Source organism: Actinoplanes solisilvae, from assembly GCF_003999975.1.
Taxonomy (GTDB): Bacteria; Actinomycetota; Actinomycetes; order Mycobacteriales; family Micromonosporaceae; genus Actinoplanes; species Actinoplanes solisilvae.
This window is the reverse complement of the sequence record NZ_RJAC01000015.1, coordinates 43,672-61,953: the sequence shown is the minus strand read 5'-3', so window position 1 is coordinate 61,953 and position 18,282 is coordinate 43,672. Positions and strand designations below refer to the sequence as shown.

13 protein-coding genes and 1 other RNA gene are annotated in these 18,282 nt (G+C 68.5%); 9 read left to right on the top strand and 5 right to left on the bottom strand.

Features of this window, described 5'->3' with window-relative positions; genetic code table 11:
• Positions 1–14 precede the first annotated feature (14 nt).
• From EER30_RS30455 to EER30_RS30435, 5 genes are read left to right on the top strand one after another with little or no spacing between them, the layout of a single operon-like run.
• On the top strand, positions 15–1,025 hold the full coding sequence (locus EER30_RS30455; protein ID WP_240670397.1) for a LacI family DNA-binding transcriptional regulator: 1,011 nt from the start codon (positions 15–17) through the stop codon (positions 1,023–1,025).
• Positions 1,018–2,616: an FAD-dependent oxidoreductase gene (locus EER30_RS30450; protein ID WP_205650498.1), complete on the top strand. Its 1,599-nt coding sequence runs from the start codon at positions 1,018–1,020 to the stop codon at positions 2,614–2,616. Before EER30_RS30455 ends, EER30_RS30450 begins: the two co-directional genes overlap by 8 nt.
• A gap of 15 nt (positions 2,617–2,631) precedes the next feature.
• A complete protein-coding gene (locus EER30_RS30445; protein WP_127504088.1) occupies positions 2,632–3,873 on the top strand; it encodes an ABC transporter substrate-binding protein in 1,242 nt (413 codons plus the stop codon).
• The gene (locus tag EER30_RS30440) at positions 3,870–4,781 is read left to right on the top strand and encodes a carbohydrate ABC transporter permease (RefSeq protein WP_127504087.1); all 912 of its coding nucleotides are present in this window, start codon (positions 3,870–3,872) and stop codon (positions 4,779–4,781) included. Before EER30_RS30445 ends, EER30_RS30440 begins: the two co-directional genes overlap by 4 nt.
• Complete coding sequence (locus tag EER30_RS30435) at positions 4,771–5,595, top strand: carbohydrate ABC transporter permease (protein WP_127504086.1); 825 nt, start codon at positions 4,771–4,773, stop codon at positions 5,593–5,595. The genes EER30_RS30440 and EER30_RS30435 overlap by 11 nt, the downstream gene beginning before the upstream one ends.
• A 159-nt stretch (positions 5,596–5,754) precedes the next feature.
• Here the strand turns inward: EER30_RS30435 and EER30_RS30430 are convergent, their stop codons facing one another.
• Positions 5,755–6,030, bottom strand: coding sequence for a hypothetical protein (locus EER30_RS30430; protein ID WP_127504085.1), 276 nt, complete (start codon positions 6,028–6,030; stop codon positions 5,755–5,757).
• A 291-nt stretch (positions 6,031–6,321) separates the two neighbouring features.
• On the opposite strand from EER30_RS30430, the gene EER30_RS30425 reads away from it, so the two are divergent.
• The gene (locus EER30_RS30425; RefSeq protein WP_127504084.1) at positions 6,322–7,581 is read left to right on the top strand and encodes a magnesium transporter MgtE N-terminal domain-containing protein; all 1,260 of its coding nucleotides are present in this window, start codon (positions 6,322–6,324) and stop codon (positions 7,579–7,581) included.
• Positions 7,582–7,668: 87 nt separating this feature from the next.
• On the opposite strand, the gene rnpB is transcribed toward EER30_RS30425, so the two are convergent.
• An RNA gene (rnpB, locus tag EER30_RS30420) (RNase P RNA component class A) lies at positions 7,669–8,070 on the bottom strand.
• Positions 8,071–8,144: 74 nt separating this feature from the next.
• On the opposite strand from rnpB, the gene EER30_RS30415 reads away from it, so the two are divergent.
• On the top strand, positions 8,145–8,909 hold the full coding sequence (locus EER30_RS30415) for a sulfite exporter TauE/SafE family protein (RefSeq protein WP_127504083.1): 765 nt from the start codon (positions 8,145–8,147) through the stop codon (positions 8,907–8,909).
• A 9-nt stretch (positions 8,910–8,918) separates the two neighbouring features.
• Positions 8,919–9,497 carry a DEAD/DEAH box helicase family protein gene (locus EER30_RS30410; RefSeq protein WP_127504082.1) on the top strand — a complete coding sequence of 193 codons (579 nt, stop codon included), beginning with the start codon at positions 8,919–8,921 and terminating at the stop codon, positions 9,495–9,497.
• Here EER30_RS30410 and EER30_RS30405 read toward each other — a convergent pair.
• From EER30_RS30405 to EER30_RS30395, 3 genes are read right to left on the bottom strand one after another with little or no spacing between them, the layout of a single operon-like run.
• Positions 9,475–9,999 (bottom strand): hypothetical protein, encoded by a 525-nt coding sequence (locus EER30_RS30405; RefSeq protein WP_127504081.1) that lies wholly within the window; start codon positions 9,997–9,999, stop codon positions 9,475–9,477. The genes EER30_RS30410 and EER30_RS30405 overlap by 23 nt on opposite strands.
• A gap of 15 nt (positions 10,000–10,014) precedes the next feature.
• Positions 10,015–10,569 (bottom strand): NUDIX hydrolase, encoded by a 555-nt coding sequence (locus EER30_RS30400; RefSeq protein ID WP_127504080.1) that lies wholly within the window; start codon positions 10,567–10,569, stop codon positions 10,015–10,017.
• The gene (locus EER30_RS30395) at positions 10,566–10,934 is read right to left on the bottom strand and encodes a hypothetical protein (RefSeq protein ID WP_127504079.1); all 369 of its coding nucleotides are present in this window, start codon (positions 10,932–10,934) and stop codon (positions 10,566–10,568) included. The genes EER30_RS30400 and EER30_RS30395 overlap by 4 nt, the downstream gene beginning before the upstream one ends.
• Before the next feature lie 466 nt (positions 10,935–11,400).
• Between EER30_RS30395 and EER30_RS30390 the strand changes: the two genes are divergently transcribed.
• Positions 11,401–18,255, top strand: coding sequence for a polymorphic toxin-type HINT domain-containing protein (locus tag EER30_RS30390; RefSeq protein WP_164842528.1), 6,855 nt, complete (start codon positions 11,401–11,403; stop codon positions 18,253–18,255).
• The last annotated feature ends 27 nt before the right edge of the window (positions 18,256–18,282 follow it).

Genomic DNA, 18,282 nt, shown 5'->3' with positions numbered 1-18,282 from the left:
CCAGCAACAGGCGGGTGACGCAGCAGGACATCGCCCGGATGACCGGCGTCAGCCAGACGACCGTCTCGATCGTGCTCAACGAGCGCGACGACGCCGCCGTCCGCATCGCACCCGAGACCCGGGAACGCGTGCTGCAGGCGATCCGTCGCACCGGCTACGTGGCCGACCCGATCGCCCGTCGCCTGGCCGCGCAACGCAACCGGTTCCTCGGCGTCTTCACCTACGAGCCGGTGTTCCCGGCCGGGCAGGGCGACTTCTACCACCCGTTCCTGGTCGGGATCGAGGAGTGCGCCGAGAGCATCGGCTGTGACCTGCTGCTGTTCACCAGCGCACCGGTCGTCGACGGCCGCCGCCGCATCTTCCACCAGGACAACCGGCTGCGCCTGGCCGACGGCTGCATCCTGCTCGGCCGCTGGCTCGATCCGCGGGAGCTCGCACGGCTGCTCGCCGAAGGATCGCCGTTCGTCAGCGTCGGCCGCCGCGACGACGCCGGCGGGGCGGTGCCCTACGTCGGCGCCGACTATCCGGCGGCGACCGCCGCCCAGGTGCGCAGGGCCGCCGAATTGGGTCACCGCCGCATCGCGTACGTGGGGGAGGGCGGTGGCGCCGAGTCGCACGCCGACCGCCTGCACGGCTTCACGACGGCGGTCGCCGAGACCGGCATCAGCGGGATCCACGTGCGCTTCGCCGACAGGCGGGCCGGCGTGGTTCTCGACGAGATTCAAGAACAGGGGTGTACGGCAATTTTCGTGGAAGAGTTCGCGGACGGTGCGGTGGTGGCCGATGAGGCCGCCCGGCGGGGTCTGCGCGTACCGGATGATCTGTCTTTCGTGGCCCTGGGTGACCCGACCCGGCCCGCGAGTACCGACCTCGACTTCACCGGCTATCGGATCCCGCGCCGGGAGATGGGCTGGCAGGCGGTCGAGGTGCTCTCGGCGATCCTCGACGGCAGCGGCGGCGACCTGCAGCGGCTGCTGCCGTGCGAGCCGGTGGCCGGGGCGACGCTGGCGGTGCCGCATGCGTGAGCTGCACGCCGATGTCGTGGTGGTCGGCGGCGGCCTGGGCGGGGTGGCGGCCGCCCTCGCGGCGCTGCGAGCAGGCAGGACAGTGATGCTGACCGAGGAGTACGCCTGGCTGGGCGGTCAGCTGACCAGCCAGGCCGTCCCGCCCGACGAGCACAGCTGGGTCGAACGGTTCGGCGTTACGGCCAGCTACCGCGCGTTGCGCGACGGCATCCGTGACTACTACCGGTCGAACTTCCCGCTGACCGACCGGGCCCGCCGCACCCGCGACCTCAACCCGGGCGCCGGGCACGTCAGCCGGCTCTGCCACGAGCCCCGCGTCGCCGTCGCCGTGATCGAGTCGATGCTGGCCCCCTACCGCGGGTCGGGCCGGCTGACCGTGCTGCAGCCGGCCGTGCCGGTCGGCGCCGAGACCGACGGTGACCGGGTCACCTCGGTCACCGTCCGACACCTCGGCGACGACGTCGTGCTCACCGCGCCCTACGTCCTGGACGCCACCGAGACCGGCGAGCTGCTGCCGATGACCGGCACGGAACATGTGACCGGGGCCGAGTCGAGCGCGGAGACCGGCGAGCCGAGCGCCCCCGAGGTCGGCGACCCGGCGAACATGCAGGCCCTGTCGGTGTGCTTCGCGATCGACCACATCGACGGCGACCACACCATCGACCGGCCTTCGGCGTACGGCTTCTGGCGCTCCTACCAGCCCGCGTTCTGGGGCGCGCCGATGCTGTCGTGGCAGACCCCGAACCCCCGGACGCTGGAGATCTCCACCCGCTCGTTCACGCCCAACCCGGACGACGACCCGTGGCTCGTCGACGCCGACCAGCGCGTCAACCCCGGCGACGGCAACCTGTGGACGTTCCGGCGCATCGCGGCCCGCCGCAACTTCGCCGACGGCTTCTACCCGAGCGACATCTGCCTGGTGAACTGGCCGATGATCGACTACTTCGAGGAGCCGTACGTCGACGTGCCCGACCCGGCCGCGGTCGAGCGCGCCGCGCGCGAACTGTCGTACTCGGTGCTCTATTGGCTGCAGACCGAGGCACCGCGCCCGGACGGTGGCACCGGCTGGCCGGGGCTGCGACTGCGCGGCGACGTCACCGGCAGCGCCGACGGCCTCGCGATGGCCCCGTACGTCCGGGAGAGCCGTCGCATCCGGGCCGAATACACGGTCGTCGAGCAGGATCTGTCGCTGCTGGTACGCGGCGACAAGGGCGCTGTCCCCTACGACGACTCGATCGGGGTCGGCATGTACCGCATCGACCTGCACCCGTCGACCGGCGGCGACAACTACATCGACGTCGCCTCGTGCCCCTTCGAGATCCCCCTCGGAGCGTTGATCCCGCGGCGCGTCGAGAACCTGCTGCCGGCCGGCAAGAACATCGGCACCACCCACATCACCAACGGCTCCTACCGGCTGCACCCGGTCGAGTGGAACGCCGGGGAGGTGGCCGGCGCCCTCGCCGCGTTCTGCCTCGACCGCTCGGTCACGCCCCGGGCCGTGCGCAACACCCCCACGCTCCTCAGCGAGTTCCAGAGCCACCTGAGCGCCGACGGCGTCGAGCTGCGCTGGCCCGACATCAGCGGTTACTGAGAGAGGACCCCCGACATGAGAAAGACCGCATCCATAGCCGCCACCCTCACCCTGCTCGGCGCCCTCACCGCGTGCGGCGGGGGAGAGGCCGAGGCCGACGGCCCGATCACCCTGCGGATGACCACGTGGTCGGCCAACCCGGCCCACGTGGAACTGTTCAACTCGATCGCCGCCGGCTACAAGCAGACCCACCCCGACGTCACGGTCAGCTTCGAGGCGTTGCCGCTGGAGAACTACACGACCACGGTCACCACGCAGATCGCCGGCGGGAAAGCGCCCGACATGGCGTGGATCCTCGAGGGCGCCGCCCCCGATTTCGTGACCTCCGGCGCGCTCACACCACTCGACGACACCATCGAGAACACGGCTGACCTGGCCACCACGGCGACCGCCCTGTGGAAGCAGGACGGCAAGCTCATGGCGTACCCGTTCTCGACCTCGCCTTTCGGTGTCTTCGTCAACACCGACCTGCTGAAGAAGGCCGGGCAGACGCTCCCCACGGGCGCCGAATGGACGTGGGACAACGCCGTCGCGGTCGCGTCGGCCACCGCGGCCAAGACCGGCAAGCAGGGCCTCGTGGTGCGCGACTTCGACTACAAGGAGTGGACCAACCTCGCCACCGTCTTCCGCGGCTGGAGCGCCGAGGCATGGACGGCCGACGGCAAGACCTGCGGCTTCGACCAGCAGCCGATGGTCGACGCGATGACCTTCCTGCACCAGGCGACCTTCACGAAGAAGGCGCTGCCCGCACCCGGGGTGTCGGCCGACTTCTTCGCCGGCGAGTCGGCGATGACGATCGCCCAGATCTCGCGCGCGTCCCTGCTCAAGGAGGGCGGTTTCGGCTGGGCCCTCGTTCCGCTGCCGGCCGGGCCGGCCGGGGACTACTCCGTCATCGGCCAGGGCGGTCTCGGCGTGCTCAAGAAGGGCAAGCACGCCGCGGCGGCGCAGGACTTCGTCAAGTTCTTCACCAGCCCCGCCAACTCGGAGAAGCTGGCCCAGTTCTTCCCGCCGCCCCGCCGGTCCCAGCTGAACGCCGCGACGCTGGCCAAGGCGAACCCGCTGCTCAAGCCCGCCCAGCTGCAGGACGTCGTGATCGACGGGATCGAGAACGGCGTGGTCAAGCCGTCGCACACCGGCAGCGCCGAGATCAACCAGGCCGTACGCTCCGCTCTCGACCCCCTGTGGAAGCCGGGCGCCGATGTCGCGACCGTGCTGAAGGGCGTGTGCACGTCCATCAGCCCGCTGCTCGCGAAATGACCGCCGTGATGGAACGGGCGGCCCCGGAGGCCGCTCGTTCCGCCCGCTCGTTCTGGACCCTGCGCCGGCGTGACCAGCTCACCGCGTACGTCTTCATCACCCCGGCCCTGCTCGGCGCGGCCGCCTTCGTCTTCCTGCCGCTCGTGCTGGTCGTCTGGTACAGCCTGCACGAGTGGAACGTCCTGGCCGACACGTTCGACTTCGTCGGCGCCGACAACTACCAGCGCCTGCTCGACGACCCGAACATGCCGTCGGTGCTGCGGGCGACCGCGTTCTTCTCCGTCGGCCTGGTCGTGTTCAACCTGGCGCTGGCCCTGCTGCTCGCCGTCCTGCTCAACCAGAAGCTGCGCGGCACCACGTTCTTCCGCGTGCTGTTCTTCTCACCGGTCGTGGTGTCACTGCTGGCCTGGACGATCGTGTGGGGCTTCCTGCTGCGCGACAACGGGATCCTCAGCTTCGGCCCGAACTGGCTGCGCTCGGGCAGCACCGCCCTCGTCTCGGTGGTCGTCGTGCAGGTCTTCAAGAACGTCGGCCTCAACATGGTGCTCTTCCTGGCCGCCCTCCAAGGCGTACCGCAGGAGCTCTACGAGGCCGCCCGCACCGACGGCGCCGGCCCGTGGACCATCTTCCGCCGCATCACGCTGCCGCTGATCAGCCCCACCATCCTGCTCACGTCGATCATCACGGTGGTCGGCTCGCTGCAGGTCTTCGCCCAGATCAGCGTCCTCACCCAGGGCGGCCCCGGCACCTCCACCACCGTCCTCGTCTACTACCTGTACCAGCAGGCGTTCCAGTTCCACGCGTTCGGCTACGGCGCCACCCTGTCGGTGCTGCTCTTCCTGATCGTGCTGGCCCTGACCGTCCTGCAGTGGCAAATGCGCAAGAGGTGGGTCTTCCATGAGCATTAAGGTCAAGCTCTTCCTGTACGGGGCCCTGCTCGTCCTCTGCGTGCCGTTTGTCTTCCCGACCTGGTGGATGATCACCAGCTCGTTCAAGCCGAACGCCGAGATCTTCTCCCCGTCGCTGTGGCCGTCCTCCTGGAGCGTCGAGCCCTGGCGCCAGGTCTTCGAGATGCAGCCGTTCGCCCAGCAGTACTTCAACAGCGCCTACATCGCGGTGGTCGTCACCCTCGGCACCCTGGTCGTCGCCTCAATGGCCGGCTACGCCTTCGCCCGCATCCGCTTCCGCGGCCAGAACGCCCTGTTCCTGCTGGTCCTGACGGGTTTGCTGATCCCGAGCGAGGTGACGATCGTCCCGCTGTTCCGCGTCTTCAACACCCTGGGCCTGGTCGACACCCACTGGCCGCTGATCCTGGTGCCGATGCTGGGACCATCCAGCGTCCTGGCCACGTTCATCATGCGCCAGTTCTTCATCACCCTGCCCGGCGAACTCGAGGAGGCCGCCAGGATGGACGGTCTGGGCCGCCCCGCCATCTTCCGCAGGATCGCGCTGCCGCTGGCCCGCCCCGCCCTCGGCGCCGTAGCCATCTTCACGTTCCTGCACAGCTGGAACCTCTACCTGGAGCCGGTCGTCTACATCTCGACCCAGACGAGATACACCCTGCCCCAGGCCCTGACCCAGTTCACCGACGCCTACCAGGGCGCGCTGTGGAACGTACAGCTGTCGGCGGCCTCGATGACCGCCATCCCCGTCCTGATCGTCTTCGTCCTCGCCCAACGCCAGTTCATCGAAGGCCTGGCCCACACCGGCCTCAAAGGCTGACGCGACTCCCTGCGCGACGCCCCTGGACGTCGGGCGCGGGTCCGGGTAATCTAGTCGTGTGCCAACTAGTCCTTCGCTGGTTCTTCGCTTCAGCTTCGGCTCGGGCCCGACGCCGACCGGCCGAGGCGATCGGCGCGATGCGACGTCGGGCATGGCCGTTCACCAGTGTTTCGGCAGCAGTCCGTGCAGGGCGGCCGCCGCTCCCAGCGCGGCGAAAACGCCGGCCGAGACAGCGGGCCACGGGCCGACGGCCCAAAACGAAGCCCCCGCGACGACGCCGCCGGCCAATCCGCCGAAACCCACCAGGCCTTGGCGCGTTATGAAGCCGTTCGCGCCTTCAGGGTCGGCCGTGTGGCGCCGGTTCCAGGCGCCGTGGACTGGTGCATTGCCCGGATCAGGCGACGTTCCCGGGTCCGAGTCGTTGTTACTATTCATTGATCCCCTCATTGCTCTGAGTGGTGGGGAGATCGGGTGGCGGTCGTGGTGCATACGACCGCCACCCTTTTCTATTGATCGCGCGTGGACATGACAGCGCACGGTCGAATATCCAGCATCGCCGAGATCGACGAGCGCACACGGCGTCCGCTGCTTTTCGTCTTTTCCGGCCATACCCGCCGATGAAGATCACCCTGTGCGGCGCTGCCGCCCCAGCTCAACAGTCCTTCGTGTACGCCGTTCGGGCGACAGGGCGGGACAGGAGCGAACGGCGTGGGACAGCATGGGACGGTGCCGTCACCCCTCCCAACCGGCTCGCCGGCCGCCCCGCAACCGCACACCGTCCACACCGTCTCGGAGCTGGCCGCGGCCCTCAAGGAACTTCGTCTCCGCACCCCTCGGCGCGAGATGACCGACGAGTTGCTCAGCCTGCGCGAACTGTCCGAGCTCACCGGCGTGCCCCGAAGCACGCTGTGCAACGCGGAATCCGGCCGCGTGCTCCCGAGCGCCAGAGTCGTCTTCCACGTGGCACGCGCCTGCGGCGTGACCCAGGACGAGCTCGCGTCCTGGGTCGACGCCCGGCACCGCATAGCGCGAAGCCAGTCGAGGCGAACGGTTCAGGCGGCACGCGCGACGACGGCCCCGGCCCAGGTCGACGACGACCAGGACGGCATCGACGGCATGATCCGGATCGTCGGCCGTCTCGAGACCGCGGACCCGGCCGCGGTGATGCCGATGCTGAAGAGCCTGCCCCCCGACGCGGTCGGACAGCACCTCGCCACGTTGCACGCGCCGGTCGCCGCGCAACATCTCGCCTCGATGGGACCCGGCCCGGCCGCCGAGGCCTCCCTCCACATGTCCGTCGAACAGGTCGCCGAGTGCATGGGGTGGATGGAGCCGACTGCCGCCGAGAGGATCCTGCGCGGCTACGACTTCCCGGCGGCGGCCGAGCTCCTTCAGCGCATGCCCACCGCGGTCGCGGCGTCCGTCATCTCGGCCCTGCCGGCGGAAATCTCCGCCGAGACCCTCAGTCATCTGCCCCCGGACGCGCTGGACGGGATCATCCCCGGCATCCCGATCAGGACGCGGGAGGCTTTGGTCAACAGCGATCGCATGCCGGACCGGCTCGCCGTGAAACTGCTGTTCGGCCTGAGCTTCGGTCGCATCATCGCCCTGTTCGAGTCGTCCTACCCCCTCGAACGTTGCGCCGAGCTCCTCACCGCGATCCCGGGCGACGCCGCTGCCGGGCTCCTCGCCGCACTGCCGACCCGGCGAAGGCGAGCACTCATCCACCGGACCGGACTCGACGAGATCGGGCGAAAGATCGCCCAGGCGACGGCGGAGACGGTGGCCGACGTCCTCGACGGGGTCGCTCCGGAGACCTCAGCGGCCGTCCTCGGCGAGTTCGCTGTCGACCGCGCCGCCGCCGTACTGCACAGGCTCCGCCACGACCTGCGGGCGCGCATCTTGGATCTCATGCCGCCGATGGTGGCCGCCGTCATCCGCAACACGCAGTTCACAGGCCCGGCGCTCGGCACAGCCCAGCTCTGAACACGCCAGGCCGTCGACCACGAGCGATAGGTCGATTAAGAGGTAGGGCGGCGCCCCCGCGGAGTCCTTGATCATGAGATGGGGCGACGGACGAGTAGGCCGGTACGCCGGATTCTGTCCGGGCGACCGGGGTCGCCTCGGGCGGTCATCCATCTCGGCCGGCCGTTGCCGGTCGGCTCTTGCGGCCTACCCGCAAGCTCGGGCGAGCAGCCCTCGAACGCTTGCGCCGGCCACCGCCTCGCGGCAGTGGCCTTGCTTGGCCTTGCTCCGGGTGGGGTTTACCTAGCCACCCCGGTCACCCGGGATGCTGGTGAGCTCTTACCTCACCGTTTCACCCTTACCGGCCCCGAAGGGTCGGCGGTCTGTTCTCTGTGGCACTGTCCCGCGGGTCGCCCCGGGTTGCCGTTAACAACCACCCTGCTCTGCGGAGTCCGGACGTTCCTCGGCGACGCCACTGAGGGGCGCCGACGCGACCGCCTGGCCTACTCGTCCGTCGCCTGTCATTCTAGGCGGCGCGCGTCGGCGGGCGGCCCGCACCCCGAGACCGTAGATTCGACGGCACCATGGACCTCGCCCATATCGTCCTGCTGATCGTCGCCGGTGTGGCCGCCGGCGGGATCAACGCGATCGCCGGCGGCGGGTCGCTGATCACCTTTCCGAGCCTGCTCGCGACCGGTCTGCCGAGCGTGGCGGCGAACGTCACCAACTCGATCTCGGTCTTTCCGGGATACGTGTCGAGCGTCGTGGGCAGCCGGGGCGATCTTGCCGGGCAGAGACACCGGCTCGTACGCATCGTTCCCGCCTGCGTCGCCGGGTCGGCCGCCGGTTGCGTGCTGCTGCTGGTCACCCCGGCGCGGGCCTTCGAGCTGATCGTCCCGTTCCTCGTGCTCGGCGCGGCGGTCACGCTCGCCTTCCAGGAGCATCTGCGGGGTTTCGTCGGCCACCCGCACACCATGTCGCGGCGCCGCGCGGCTGTCTCGCTGCAGGCCGTCGTCTTCGTCGGCGCGGTTTACGGCGGCTATTTCGGCGCGGCGCTCGGCATCATGTATGTCGCTGCCCTCGCCTTGATCCTCGACGAGCCGCTCAACCGCATCAACGCGCTCAAGAACGTGCTGTCCGCGATCGTCGGCCTGGTCACCCTGCTGGTCTTCGCGCTGTTCGGGCCGGTCAACTGGGTCGCGGTCCTGATCCTCGCGCCCGCTACGATCGTCGGCGGCTATGCCGGGGCGCGGCTCGCCCGCCGGATGCCGTCGCCCGTGCTCCGTACGATCATCGTCATGTTCGGCACCGCGGTCGGCCTGCTGCTGCTCTATCGCGCGTTCATTTAGAGGAACCTCATGGCTCCGCTCCTGCTTTTCATCATCGGCCCGCCCGCCGTCGGCAAGATGACGGTCGGCAACGCGATCGCCGAGCGCACCGGTTTGAAGGTGTTTCACAACCACCTGACGATCGAGCCGGTGCTGCGCTTCTTCGACTTCGGCACGCCGCCGTTCCACCGTCTGGTCGAGGGCTTCCGTACGGGCGTGCTCGAGGAAGTGGCCGCCAGTGACCTTCCGGGGCTCGTGTTCACGTACGTCTGGGCTTTTGGCCATGCGGGTGACGCCCGGGCCGTGGCGTCGTACGCGAAACCGTTCGCCGACCGCGGCGGCCGGGTTCTCTTTCTCGAGCTGGAGGCGACCCAGGAGGCGCGGTTGTCGCGCAACACCGGCGCGGATCGGCTGGCCGAGAAGGCTTCGAAGCGGGACCTCGACAATTCGCGGCGTCTGCTGCTCGAGACGGACGCCGCGTACAAGCTCAATTCGACGACCGAGTTCGACGGCCGCGACGACTACCTGCGCGTCGACAACACGCTGGTGAGTCCGGACGAGGTCGCCGAGCTGGCGATCCGGTATTTCAGGCTGGCAACGCGAAACTGATCCCGCCGCGCTCCTGAGAGGTCAAGACCTTTCGGTGTACGTGGACCGGCGTGGCCCGCAGATGCTGGCGGAACCCGTGAGCACGCAGGTGAAAACCGAAGTTCTGGCCTTCGATGTGCCAGGACGGCTCGGGGTGCTCGTCGGCCGGGTCGAGCTTGTGCAGGTCGGCGATCTCGAGCTGCTCGTACAGCGGCCCGAACTCGCCGCTGATGCCCCACGCGCCCTCGAAGACGAGCGTGGCCGGCGCGACCCAGAAGGTCAGGTGGCTGCCCGCGGCGGCCGGCTCCTCCCAGCGCACGATGTAGTCGAGGTCGAGCATCAGCCGCACCTGGGGCAGGGCGCCGTCCTCACCGTGCTCGGCGAGGCTGATCGCGTGGATGCGGCAGTCGTGCCACCCCATGTGCGGGTAGTCCGCCTCGGTGGAGATTGTCTTGGTCGCAGGCGTTCGCACGGCCGTGGTCATCGAGCCAGTATCGGCCAGCCGCACCGACAATTCCGACATTACGCCAGTGTCGTTTTAGTCCGAAATCTTCCGCAAGAAGCGCGTGAAGTGCGGGTCGAACCGCTTCGGGTCGGCCGCTTCGAGCTCCGAACGATCCCACCACCGTACGCGGTGAAACTCTCCCGAATCGGGTACAAGCCGCTGGTCACGGCCGCAGGGAAGCACGTACCAGAGGCTCACGTCGGTGTGCCCCGAGTCGATCCCGACCGTTCGTGTCACCGTCAGGAACACCGGCTCCCGTGACACACCGCTCCCGTCGAGCCCGAGCTCCTCGGCGATCTCGCGCTCGGCCGACACGCGCGGATCCTCGCCCGGCTCGACATGCCCGCCCGGCGGCAGCCAGAGTCCCGCGTTCACGTGATCGACCAGCAGAATCGCACCGTCGCGAGGATCAACCGGCACCACGTACGACACCAGGTGCTGATCGGGCGTGGCCGGTTTGACCCGCCGATAGACGTCGTCGGTGCTCCCGAGCCAGTCGAGCACGAGTTCGCGATGCTCGGCCTCCAGCGCGTCCCCGGCGCGAAGATCCGACACCACCGCCCGTACGCCGTCAATGGCCTGGGTCATGCCAGCCACCGGGCCGCAGCCGCGTACGTGTCGTCCGGTGTGCTGTTGAAAGCGATCGCGGCGCCCGGCGCGTGGCTGTGCACGAGGTTGAGGATGCGCTCGAACAGTTCGAGCCGCTCCTCCGACTTGCGAACCCCGCCCCCGACGACCACGACCTCCCACGGCCGGCGATCGAGCGCTTCCCGCACGACGGCCTCGATGTCGTCGCTGCCGTCGAGCCCGAAGAGGCAGCTCTCGACCCCGACCCCGGCCTCGGCGAAACGCGTCATCCCGACTGCGATCATCGCGGCCACGGGCGCCGGATCCCACGGCCCCGGCACCCGGTAGGGGTCAAGTCCGATCACCAGCACTCGAGGATCGCTCACTCGCTCAACCTAGTCGCTCGAGGGGTTGCCCGTGCGCGACCGGCGGTGCGGAACGTCGTGTTTGCGTGATCTAGATCATGGTGATGGATCATCGTGGGGCTGGGCAATCCATCGGTTCCGGTAGATGCGCCAAATGGGGAGTCGATCGACACTGATCTCCGTTTCATGCATCCATTGTGGTTCATCAATGGGTTGTTACCGGGTCAGGGCTCGTGTACTTCATGATCCAGAAAAGTGGGTCCGAATGCCCTTGTAGTGGTGCGATTCCCGGCATCCTATGTGGACATTTACAGAGTGTGCGCAGGCGTTTACGTTTCTCCACGATCACCGGCGAACGGGGGAGACCGATGCTTCAGCCTGCCCGAATTCGGGTCCGTGGCGGCCACTGTTGAGATCCTCACACGTACGGCCGCAGGTAATCGGCCGTCTGGGGCGATCCGTCCGCCTTCAGTCGTCCTTGGCCACGATGCTGGCCGCCGTTCTGACCGGCTCCCTTCTGGGCGTTTCCCCCGCATGGGCCGGCCCGGCCGAGCCGGAACGCCTCAAGGCGCAGGTGGTGAAGCTGGACAAGGACGGCGGTGAGGTCGCCGGTAAGGGCTGGCCCAGCAACCCGGGCCGGGAGGTGAAGCTTCCCGACCCGGTGTGGCCGGCCGGCGGGGCCGCCGTCCGTGTCACCGCCAAGACTCCTGAGAGGACAGCCAAACAGGCCGTCGACCCACAGGTGGCGGCCACGATCGTCAACCGCGACGCGGTCCCACCGGCTTGGCGTCAGGGCGTGGTCGCCCGGGTGACCGCCAAGACCGCCGCCACGGCCTCCGTCAGCCTCGACTACGCCAAGTTCCGCCACGCCTACGGCGGCGACTGGGGATCACGGCTGCGGCTCTGGAGCCTGCCCGACTGCGCCCTCACGACTCCCGAGAAGCAGGGCTGTTCGGCCGCCCCGCTGCCGTCCCGCAACGACCCGGCGAGCGCGACGGTCACCGGCGACGTCGGCATCCTCGCGGCCAAGGGCACGGCGACGGTCGCGCTGGCCGCGGCCGCGAGTGGTCCGTCGGGTGACTTCGGCGCGACCGCACTGTCGTCGTCGGCGACGTGGTCAGCCGGTGGCTCGACCGGTGACTTCACCTGGTCGTACCCGATGCGTGCCCCGAGCGGCATCAACGGGCCGCAGCCGGGTCTGTCGTTGTCGTACAGCTCGTCGAGTGTGGATGGCCGCTCGTCGGCGTCGAACAACCAGCCGTCGATCATCGGCGAGGGCTTCGACTTCGGGCCCGGCTCGGTCGAGCGGCGCTACGTGTCCTGCGACGACGACAAGTCGGGTTCACCGAACAACCCGGCGCACTCGTTCGAACAGTGCTGGCGCTCCAACAACGCCACCCTGTCATTGGGTGGCAGCACGACTGAGCTGGTGTATCAGGCGGGCAAGGGCTGGCGCGGCCGCTCGGAGAACGGTTCGAAGATCGAGCTGTTGACCGGGGCGACGAACACCGACAACGACGGTGAGTACTGGAAGGTCACGACCAACGACGGCACCCAGTACTTCTTCGGCTTGAACAAGCTGCCCGGCCAGTCGAGCGACACCAATTCCACCTGGACCGCGCCCGTCTACGGCAACCACGACAACGAGCCGTGCAACGCCGCCACCTTCACCGCCTCGGACTGCACGCAGGCGTACAAGTGGAACCTCGACTACGTCGTCGATCCCCACGGCAACACGATGTCGTACTGGTACACGAAAGAGGGCAATCGGTACGCCGCCGAGGGTACAGCGAGCAAGCCGGTCTCGTACGTTCGTGGCGGCACCCTCGACCGCATCGACTACGGCACCTGGGATCGTGGCAGCAGCGATCGTTCGGTGACCGCCCTGGCGCAGGTCAACCTGACCTACGACGACCGTTGCGTGACGAGCTCCTGCGGGACGCACAATGCCGACAACTGGCCGGACACCCCGTGGGACCAGGAGTGCTCGACCACGGCCACGAGCTGCACGCAGTACTCCCCGACGTTCTGGACGACCAAGCGGCTGACGAAGGTCGCCACCCGGGTCTGGGACACCACCCGGTCGCCGGCCCAGTGGCAGGACGTCGACTCGTGGACGATGACCCACAGCTTCCCCTCGCCCGGTGACGGGCAGAAAGGCGGCCTGTGGCTGAGCTCGGTCAGGAACACCGGCCACGTGGGCACGGCGATCGTCATGCCGCCGGTCACGTTCGACCCGGTCGCCAAGACCAACCGGGTGCTGACCAAGACCAACACCACGAACAACTGGCAGCGCATGGCGGCCATTCACACCGAGACCGGCGCGATGGTGCAGGTGTCGTACTCGGAGCCGGACTGCACCGCGTCGACGGTGCCCGCCGAGCCGCACAACAACACCAAGCTGTGCTACCCCGTGAAGGGGCCCGACCCGCTGAGCACGTCGGGCGGGGACATCACCGAGTGGTGGCACAAGTACGTCGTCACGCAGATCACCGAGACCGACGTCCAATTGGCCGACGGTCACCAGGCGCCGACCAAGAACACCTATTACACGTACGTCGGTGACCCGGCCTGGCATTACGCGGACGACGACGGTCTGAGCAAGGCCAAGTACCGCACGTGGGACCAGTTCCGCGGCTACGCGACCGTGCGTACGCAGGTCGGCGACAGCAGCAAGACGCTGACCGAGACCAAGTTCCTGCGGGGCATGCACGGCGACCGGCTGGCGCCCTCCGGCGGAACGCGGTCGGTCACCGTTCCCGCGTCGGTCGGTTCGGAGACGGTGTATGACGAGGACCAGTTCGCGGGCATGGTTCGCGAGCAGACGGTCTACAACGGCACGACGGACAAGCCGGTCAGCCGGACCGTCAACGTGCCGTGGCGCTCGCCGCCGACCGCGTCCCGCACGATCGGCGGCGACACCGTCACCGCCCGCTTCGTCGACACCGCGAAGACGTACGACAGCGAGGCTCTGGGCGTCGACGGCGCTCGCGGATGGCGCACCACCAGCGCGCAGACCGACTTCGACGACACCTACGGCCTGCCCGAGAAGGTGCAGGACAACGGCGACATCAGCAAGTCCGGTGACGAGAAGTGCACCACCACGACCTACAACCGCAACACGGACAAGAACCTGATCGCGCTGCCGAGCCGGGTCACCACCACGGCTCTGCCGTGCGGCACCGCCCCGACCAGCGCCGACCAGATGCTCGACGACGCGCTGACCTTCTACGACGGTGCGACCAGCGCGAGCACGGCGCCGACCAAGGGTGACCTGACCCGTACCGATCTGATGAAGGGCTGGTCGGCGTCGGGCGGGACGACCTGGCTGACCAGCGGGCGCAGCACCTTCGACGCCTACGGCCGGCTGATCACCGCCACCGATGTGCGCGGGAACGTCACGACGGACGAGTACACCCCGGCCAACGGCCTGCCGACCCAGAAGAAGCAGACCAACAGCCTGAACTGGGCCACCACGACGACGCTGCAGCCCGCCTGGTCCGTCCCCACCAAGATCACCGACATGAACAGCCGGGTCACCGACGTCACCTACGACGCCCTCGGCCGCACGTCGGAGGTATGGGAACCGGGGTGGACCAAATCCGCCCACCCGACCCAGCCGATCAGCAAGTTCACGTACGTCTTCCACACCGATCGCAACAACTACCCGTACGTCAAGAGCGAGGTGCTCAACGCGGGCGGCGGCGTCGACGTCGCGTACGACATCTACGACGGGATGCTGCGTCCACGGCAGACCCAGAAGAGGGCGGCCGGATCGGACGGCGGCCGGGTCGTCACCGACACGCTGTACGACGCGTGGGGGAACGCCTCGATGACGTTCCCGGCGCACGCGGAACCGGACGCGCCCAGCGGCACCCTCTGGTGGGAGCCCGAGTGGTCGGTGCCGGCCCAGCACCGTACGGTCTTCGACCGGGCCGGACGGGCCACCGACGCGATCTACCTGTCGGGCGACGGTGTCACCAACATCGTCGAGAAATGGCGGACCACCACCAAGCACGAGGGTGACCGCACGACCGTCATCCCCCCGGCCGGCGGCACCGTCACCACCACGTTGACCGACCCTCTCGGGCGCACCTCCGAGCTGCGGCAGTACACGACGGCGGCCGGAGCGAGCGGCGCGTACGACAGCACCAAGTACAGCTACGACGACAAGGACGAGCTGACCTCGGTCGTCGACACGGCCGGCGACACCTGGACGTTCAAGTACGACCTGCTGGGCCGCAAGATCGAGTCGAACGATCCGGACAGCGGCAAGTCGACGTCGACCTACAACGACTACGGCGACCTGACCAGCAGCAAGGACGCCCGCAATCAGGTGCTGGCGTACACGTACGACTCCTTCGGTCGCAAGATCGGGGTGTACGACACCAGCGTCGCCGAAGCGAACAAGCGGGCCGACTGGACGTACGACACCCTCTACACGGGCACCGTGGTCCGAGGGCAGATGACCGCGAGCACCCGATACGACGTCGCGTCGGACGGCACGCGTCAACCGTTCAAGTGGCAGGTCCGCAACTTCACGGCCCGCAACCAGATCGCCGCCGAGCACTACATCATTCCGGCGGCCGAGACGGGCCTCGGCGGGACGTACATCTACGGCTACGGCTACTCGACCTACACCGGCGCGCCGGCCAGCATGACGTACCCGGTCGGTGGTGGTCTGGCCGCCGAGACCGTGACCACGAAGTTCGACCAGACCACGGGCCTGCCGACGTCGCTCGGCTCGTCGTGGTCCGACGTCAACTCGTACGTCATCGGCCAGGAGTACTCCGCCTACGGCGAGCCGACCGTCACCACGATGCAGGTCAAGGGCGGGGTCTACGCGGAGCAGGCCGTCTCCTACGAGCTCGACACTCGCCGGGTCCGCCAGGTGAAGGTCAAACCCGAGACGACCACCGGCACCGTCTCCGACCGGACCTACGCGTACGACCCGACCGGCAAGATCATCTCGATCTCGGACGCGCCCGAGATCGGTCAGGCCGACCTGCAGTGCTTCACCTACGACCAGCTGCGCCGGCTCACCTCGGCCTGGACGCCGAAGGCGGGCCTCAACTGTGGCTCGGCCAAGTCGACGGTCAATCTCGGTGGTGCGGCGCCGTACTGGATCGACTGGACGATCGACTCTCTGGGCAACCGCACCAAGGAGGTCTCGCACGCCGCGGCGGGTGACACGACCCGCGACTACACCGTGCCCCAGGGCGGCCTGAATGTCGTCCGCCCGCACGCGGTGACCGGTCTGAAGACCACGCGGCCGGACCAGAGCAGCACGACGGTTGGCTACACGTACGACAACGCCGGCAACATGGTCACCCGGCCTGGAGACACCGGCACCCAGACTCTGACCTGGGACGCCGAGGGCAAGGCGGTCAAGGTCGTCGAGGGCGGCAAGGTCACCACCAACGTGTTCGATCCGGGCGGCAGCCGCCTGATCCGGCGCGACAACACCGGCAGCACCCTCTTCCTGAAGGGGCAGGAGGTCCGCCGCAACGTCAACGGCAGCACGGTCACGTTCGACAGCACCCGCTACTACGAGTTCAACGGCGCCACCGTGGCCTCGCGCACGACCGCCAACCAGAGCCTGACCTGGCTGTACAACGACCATCAGGACACGCAGCAGGTTGCGGTCAACGCCTACACCCAGCAGGTCAACGTTCGGCGCCAGACCCCGTACGGCGACCCGCGCGGCACGAATGCGGCCTGGCCGAACGGGAAGGGCTTCGTCGGCGGCGACATAGATCCGACAGGGTTGATTCATGTCGGCGCCCGCGAGTACGACCAGGGTCTGGGCCGGTTCATCTCGGTCGACCCGATCCAGGACCTGACCGACCCCCAGCAGTGGAACGCGTACGCGTACTCGGGTAACGACCCGGTCAGCCAGAGCGATCCGTCCGGTCTGCGCTTCGCCTACATCAGCGACGGCGGGGGCGGCCCGGTCCAGAACGAGAACAACGCGGTCACGACGGCGACCAGCGGTGGGGGCGGCCGAAACTCCAGCTCCTCGCAGAGCAGCGGGGGCTACAGCAGCGGGGGCTACAGCAGCGGGGGCTACGGCGGTGGAAGCGCTACCGGCCACGCCGGGGACGGCGCTTCGGGCGGCGGGGACCACAAGCCGAAGCCGAAGAAGCAGCCGTGGTGGAAACGTGCCGGTGACTGGGTCGGCGAGAACAAGAACGCGCTCATCGGCGCTGGCGTCGGCATCGTCGCTTTCGCCGGTTGCACGGCCCTGACCGGTGGCGCGGGCGCGCTCGGGTGCATGGCCGTGGGCGGAGCGGCGGCCAACCTCACCACGAACGCCTTGGACGGCAACATCCACAGCGCTCAGGACGTGGCCGAGTCGCTGATCGTCGGCGGCGTGCAGGGAGCGCTCGCGGTACCGATGGCGGCCTACGACCTCGGCGTCCAAGCCGTCGCCATCAAACAGAACATCGACGAGGGTGATACCGCCGGGGCGATGGGGCACGGCGCGCTGGCCGCCCTCGACGTGCTCACCATCGCCGGCGGCGCGAAGATCCGGGGCTGCAAGAACAGCTTCGCCCCCGGTACGGCCGTCCTGCTGGCCACCGGCGTTACCCGGCCGATCAGCGACATCAAGGTCGGCGACGAGGTCCTCGCCACCGATCCCGAGACGAACACGACCGCGGCCAAGAAGGTCGAGGCCCTGCACGACAACCTCGACACGAACCTGACCGATCTGGTCGTCTCGCAGGACGGGCGCCGGTCGACCATTCACACGACCGCGAACCATCCCTTCTGGGACGACACCGCGAAGGCGTGGGTCGAGGCGGGCGACCTGGCCGCCGGGCAGCGGCTTCGCCCGGCGACCGGAAGCGCCGCAGCGGTCGTCGAGGACGTCCGCAACCTCTTCGGCGCCCGGCACATGCTCAACCTCACCGTCGAGGACTTCCACACGTACCACGTGGTCGCAGGCGATACCGAGATCTCGGTGCTCGTGCACAACTGCGGCAGCGGCGGGAAGCACGTCAAGACCAGGGCCCAGATCAAGGCCGAGTACAAGCCTCGGCATCTGCGGAAAGAATCGCTCGACAAGATCCCGCTGAAGCACGCCATCCACGATGCCGCGGAAGGCGCCATCACTAAATTCGACGATGGTCCCGTTCCCAACGCCATCGAAGGTATTCCGGAGGGGGGCTGGAAGGCGGGTGCGGAGGCGGCCGGCCGGACAGCATACGGTGTCTGGAACGGAGTGAAGGGATACCGCGACAACGGCGGCGGATACCCTGCGTTGCACCGTCAGGGTGAGCCGCGGGCCCCGATGACGCAAGGGCCGACCTATCAAGGCAGGCATCGCGCGGAAGAATGAGCGTTCCGCACTCAACGGGAGGTCGGC

Excerpts from the sequence above, each read along its gene's own strand:
- EER30_RS30390 (WP_164842528.1), top strand. The coding sequence starts at position 11,401 with ATGCTGGCCGCCGTTCTGACCGGCTCCCTTCTGGGCGTTTCCCCCGCA.
- EER30_RS30445 (WP_127504088.1), top strand. The coding sequence starts at position 2,632 with ATGAGAAAGACCGCATCCATAGCCGCCACCCTCACCCTGCTCGGCGCC.
- EER30_RS30400 (WP_127504080.1), bottom strand. The coding sequence starts at position 10,569 with ATGACCCAGGCCATTGACGGCGTACGGGCGGTGGTGTCGGATCTTCGC.
- EER30_RS30410 (WP_127504082.1), top strand. The coding sequence starts at position 8,919 with ATGGCTCCGCTCCTGCTTTTCATCATCGGCCCGCCCGCCGTCGGCAAG.
- EER30_RS30405 (WP_127504081.1), bottom strand. The coding sequence starts at position 9,999 with ATGTCGGAATTGTCGGTGCGGCTGGCCGATACTGGCTCGATGACCACG.
- EER30_RS30450 (WP_205650498.1), top strand. The coding sequence starts at position 1,018 with ATGCGTGAGCTGCACGCCGATGTCGTGGTGGTCGGCGGCGGCCTGGGC.
- EER30_RS30435 (WP_127504086.1), top strand. The coding sequence starts at position 4,771 with ATGAGCATTAAGGTCAAGCTCTTCCTGTACGGGGCCCTGCTCGTCCTC.
- EER30_RS30415 (WP_127504083.1), top strand. The coding sequence starts at position 8,145 with ATGGACCTCGCCCATATCGTCCTGCTGATCGTCGCCGGTGTGGCCGCC.
- EER30_RS30440 (WP_127504087.1), top strand. The coding sequence starts at position 3,870 with ATGACCGCCGTGATGGAACGGGCGGCCCCGGAGGCCGCTCGTTCCGCC.
- EER30_RS30430 (WP_127504085.1), bottom strand. The coding sequence starts at position 6,030 with ATGAATAGTAACAACGACTCGGACCCGGGAACGTCGCCTGATCCGGGC.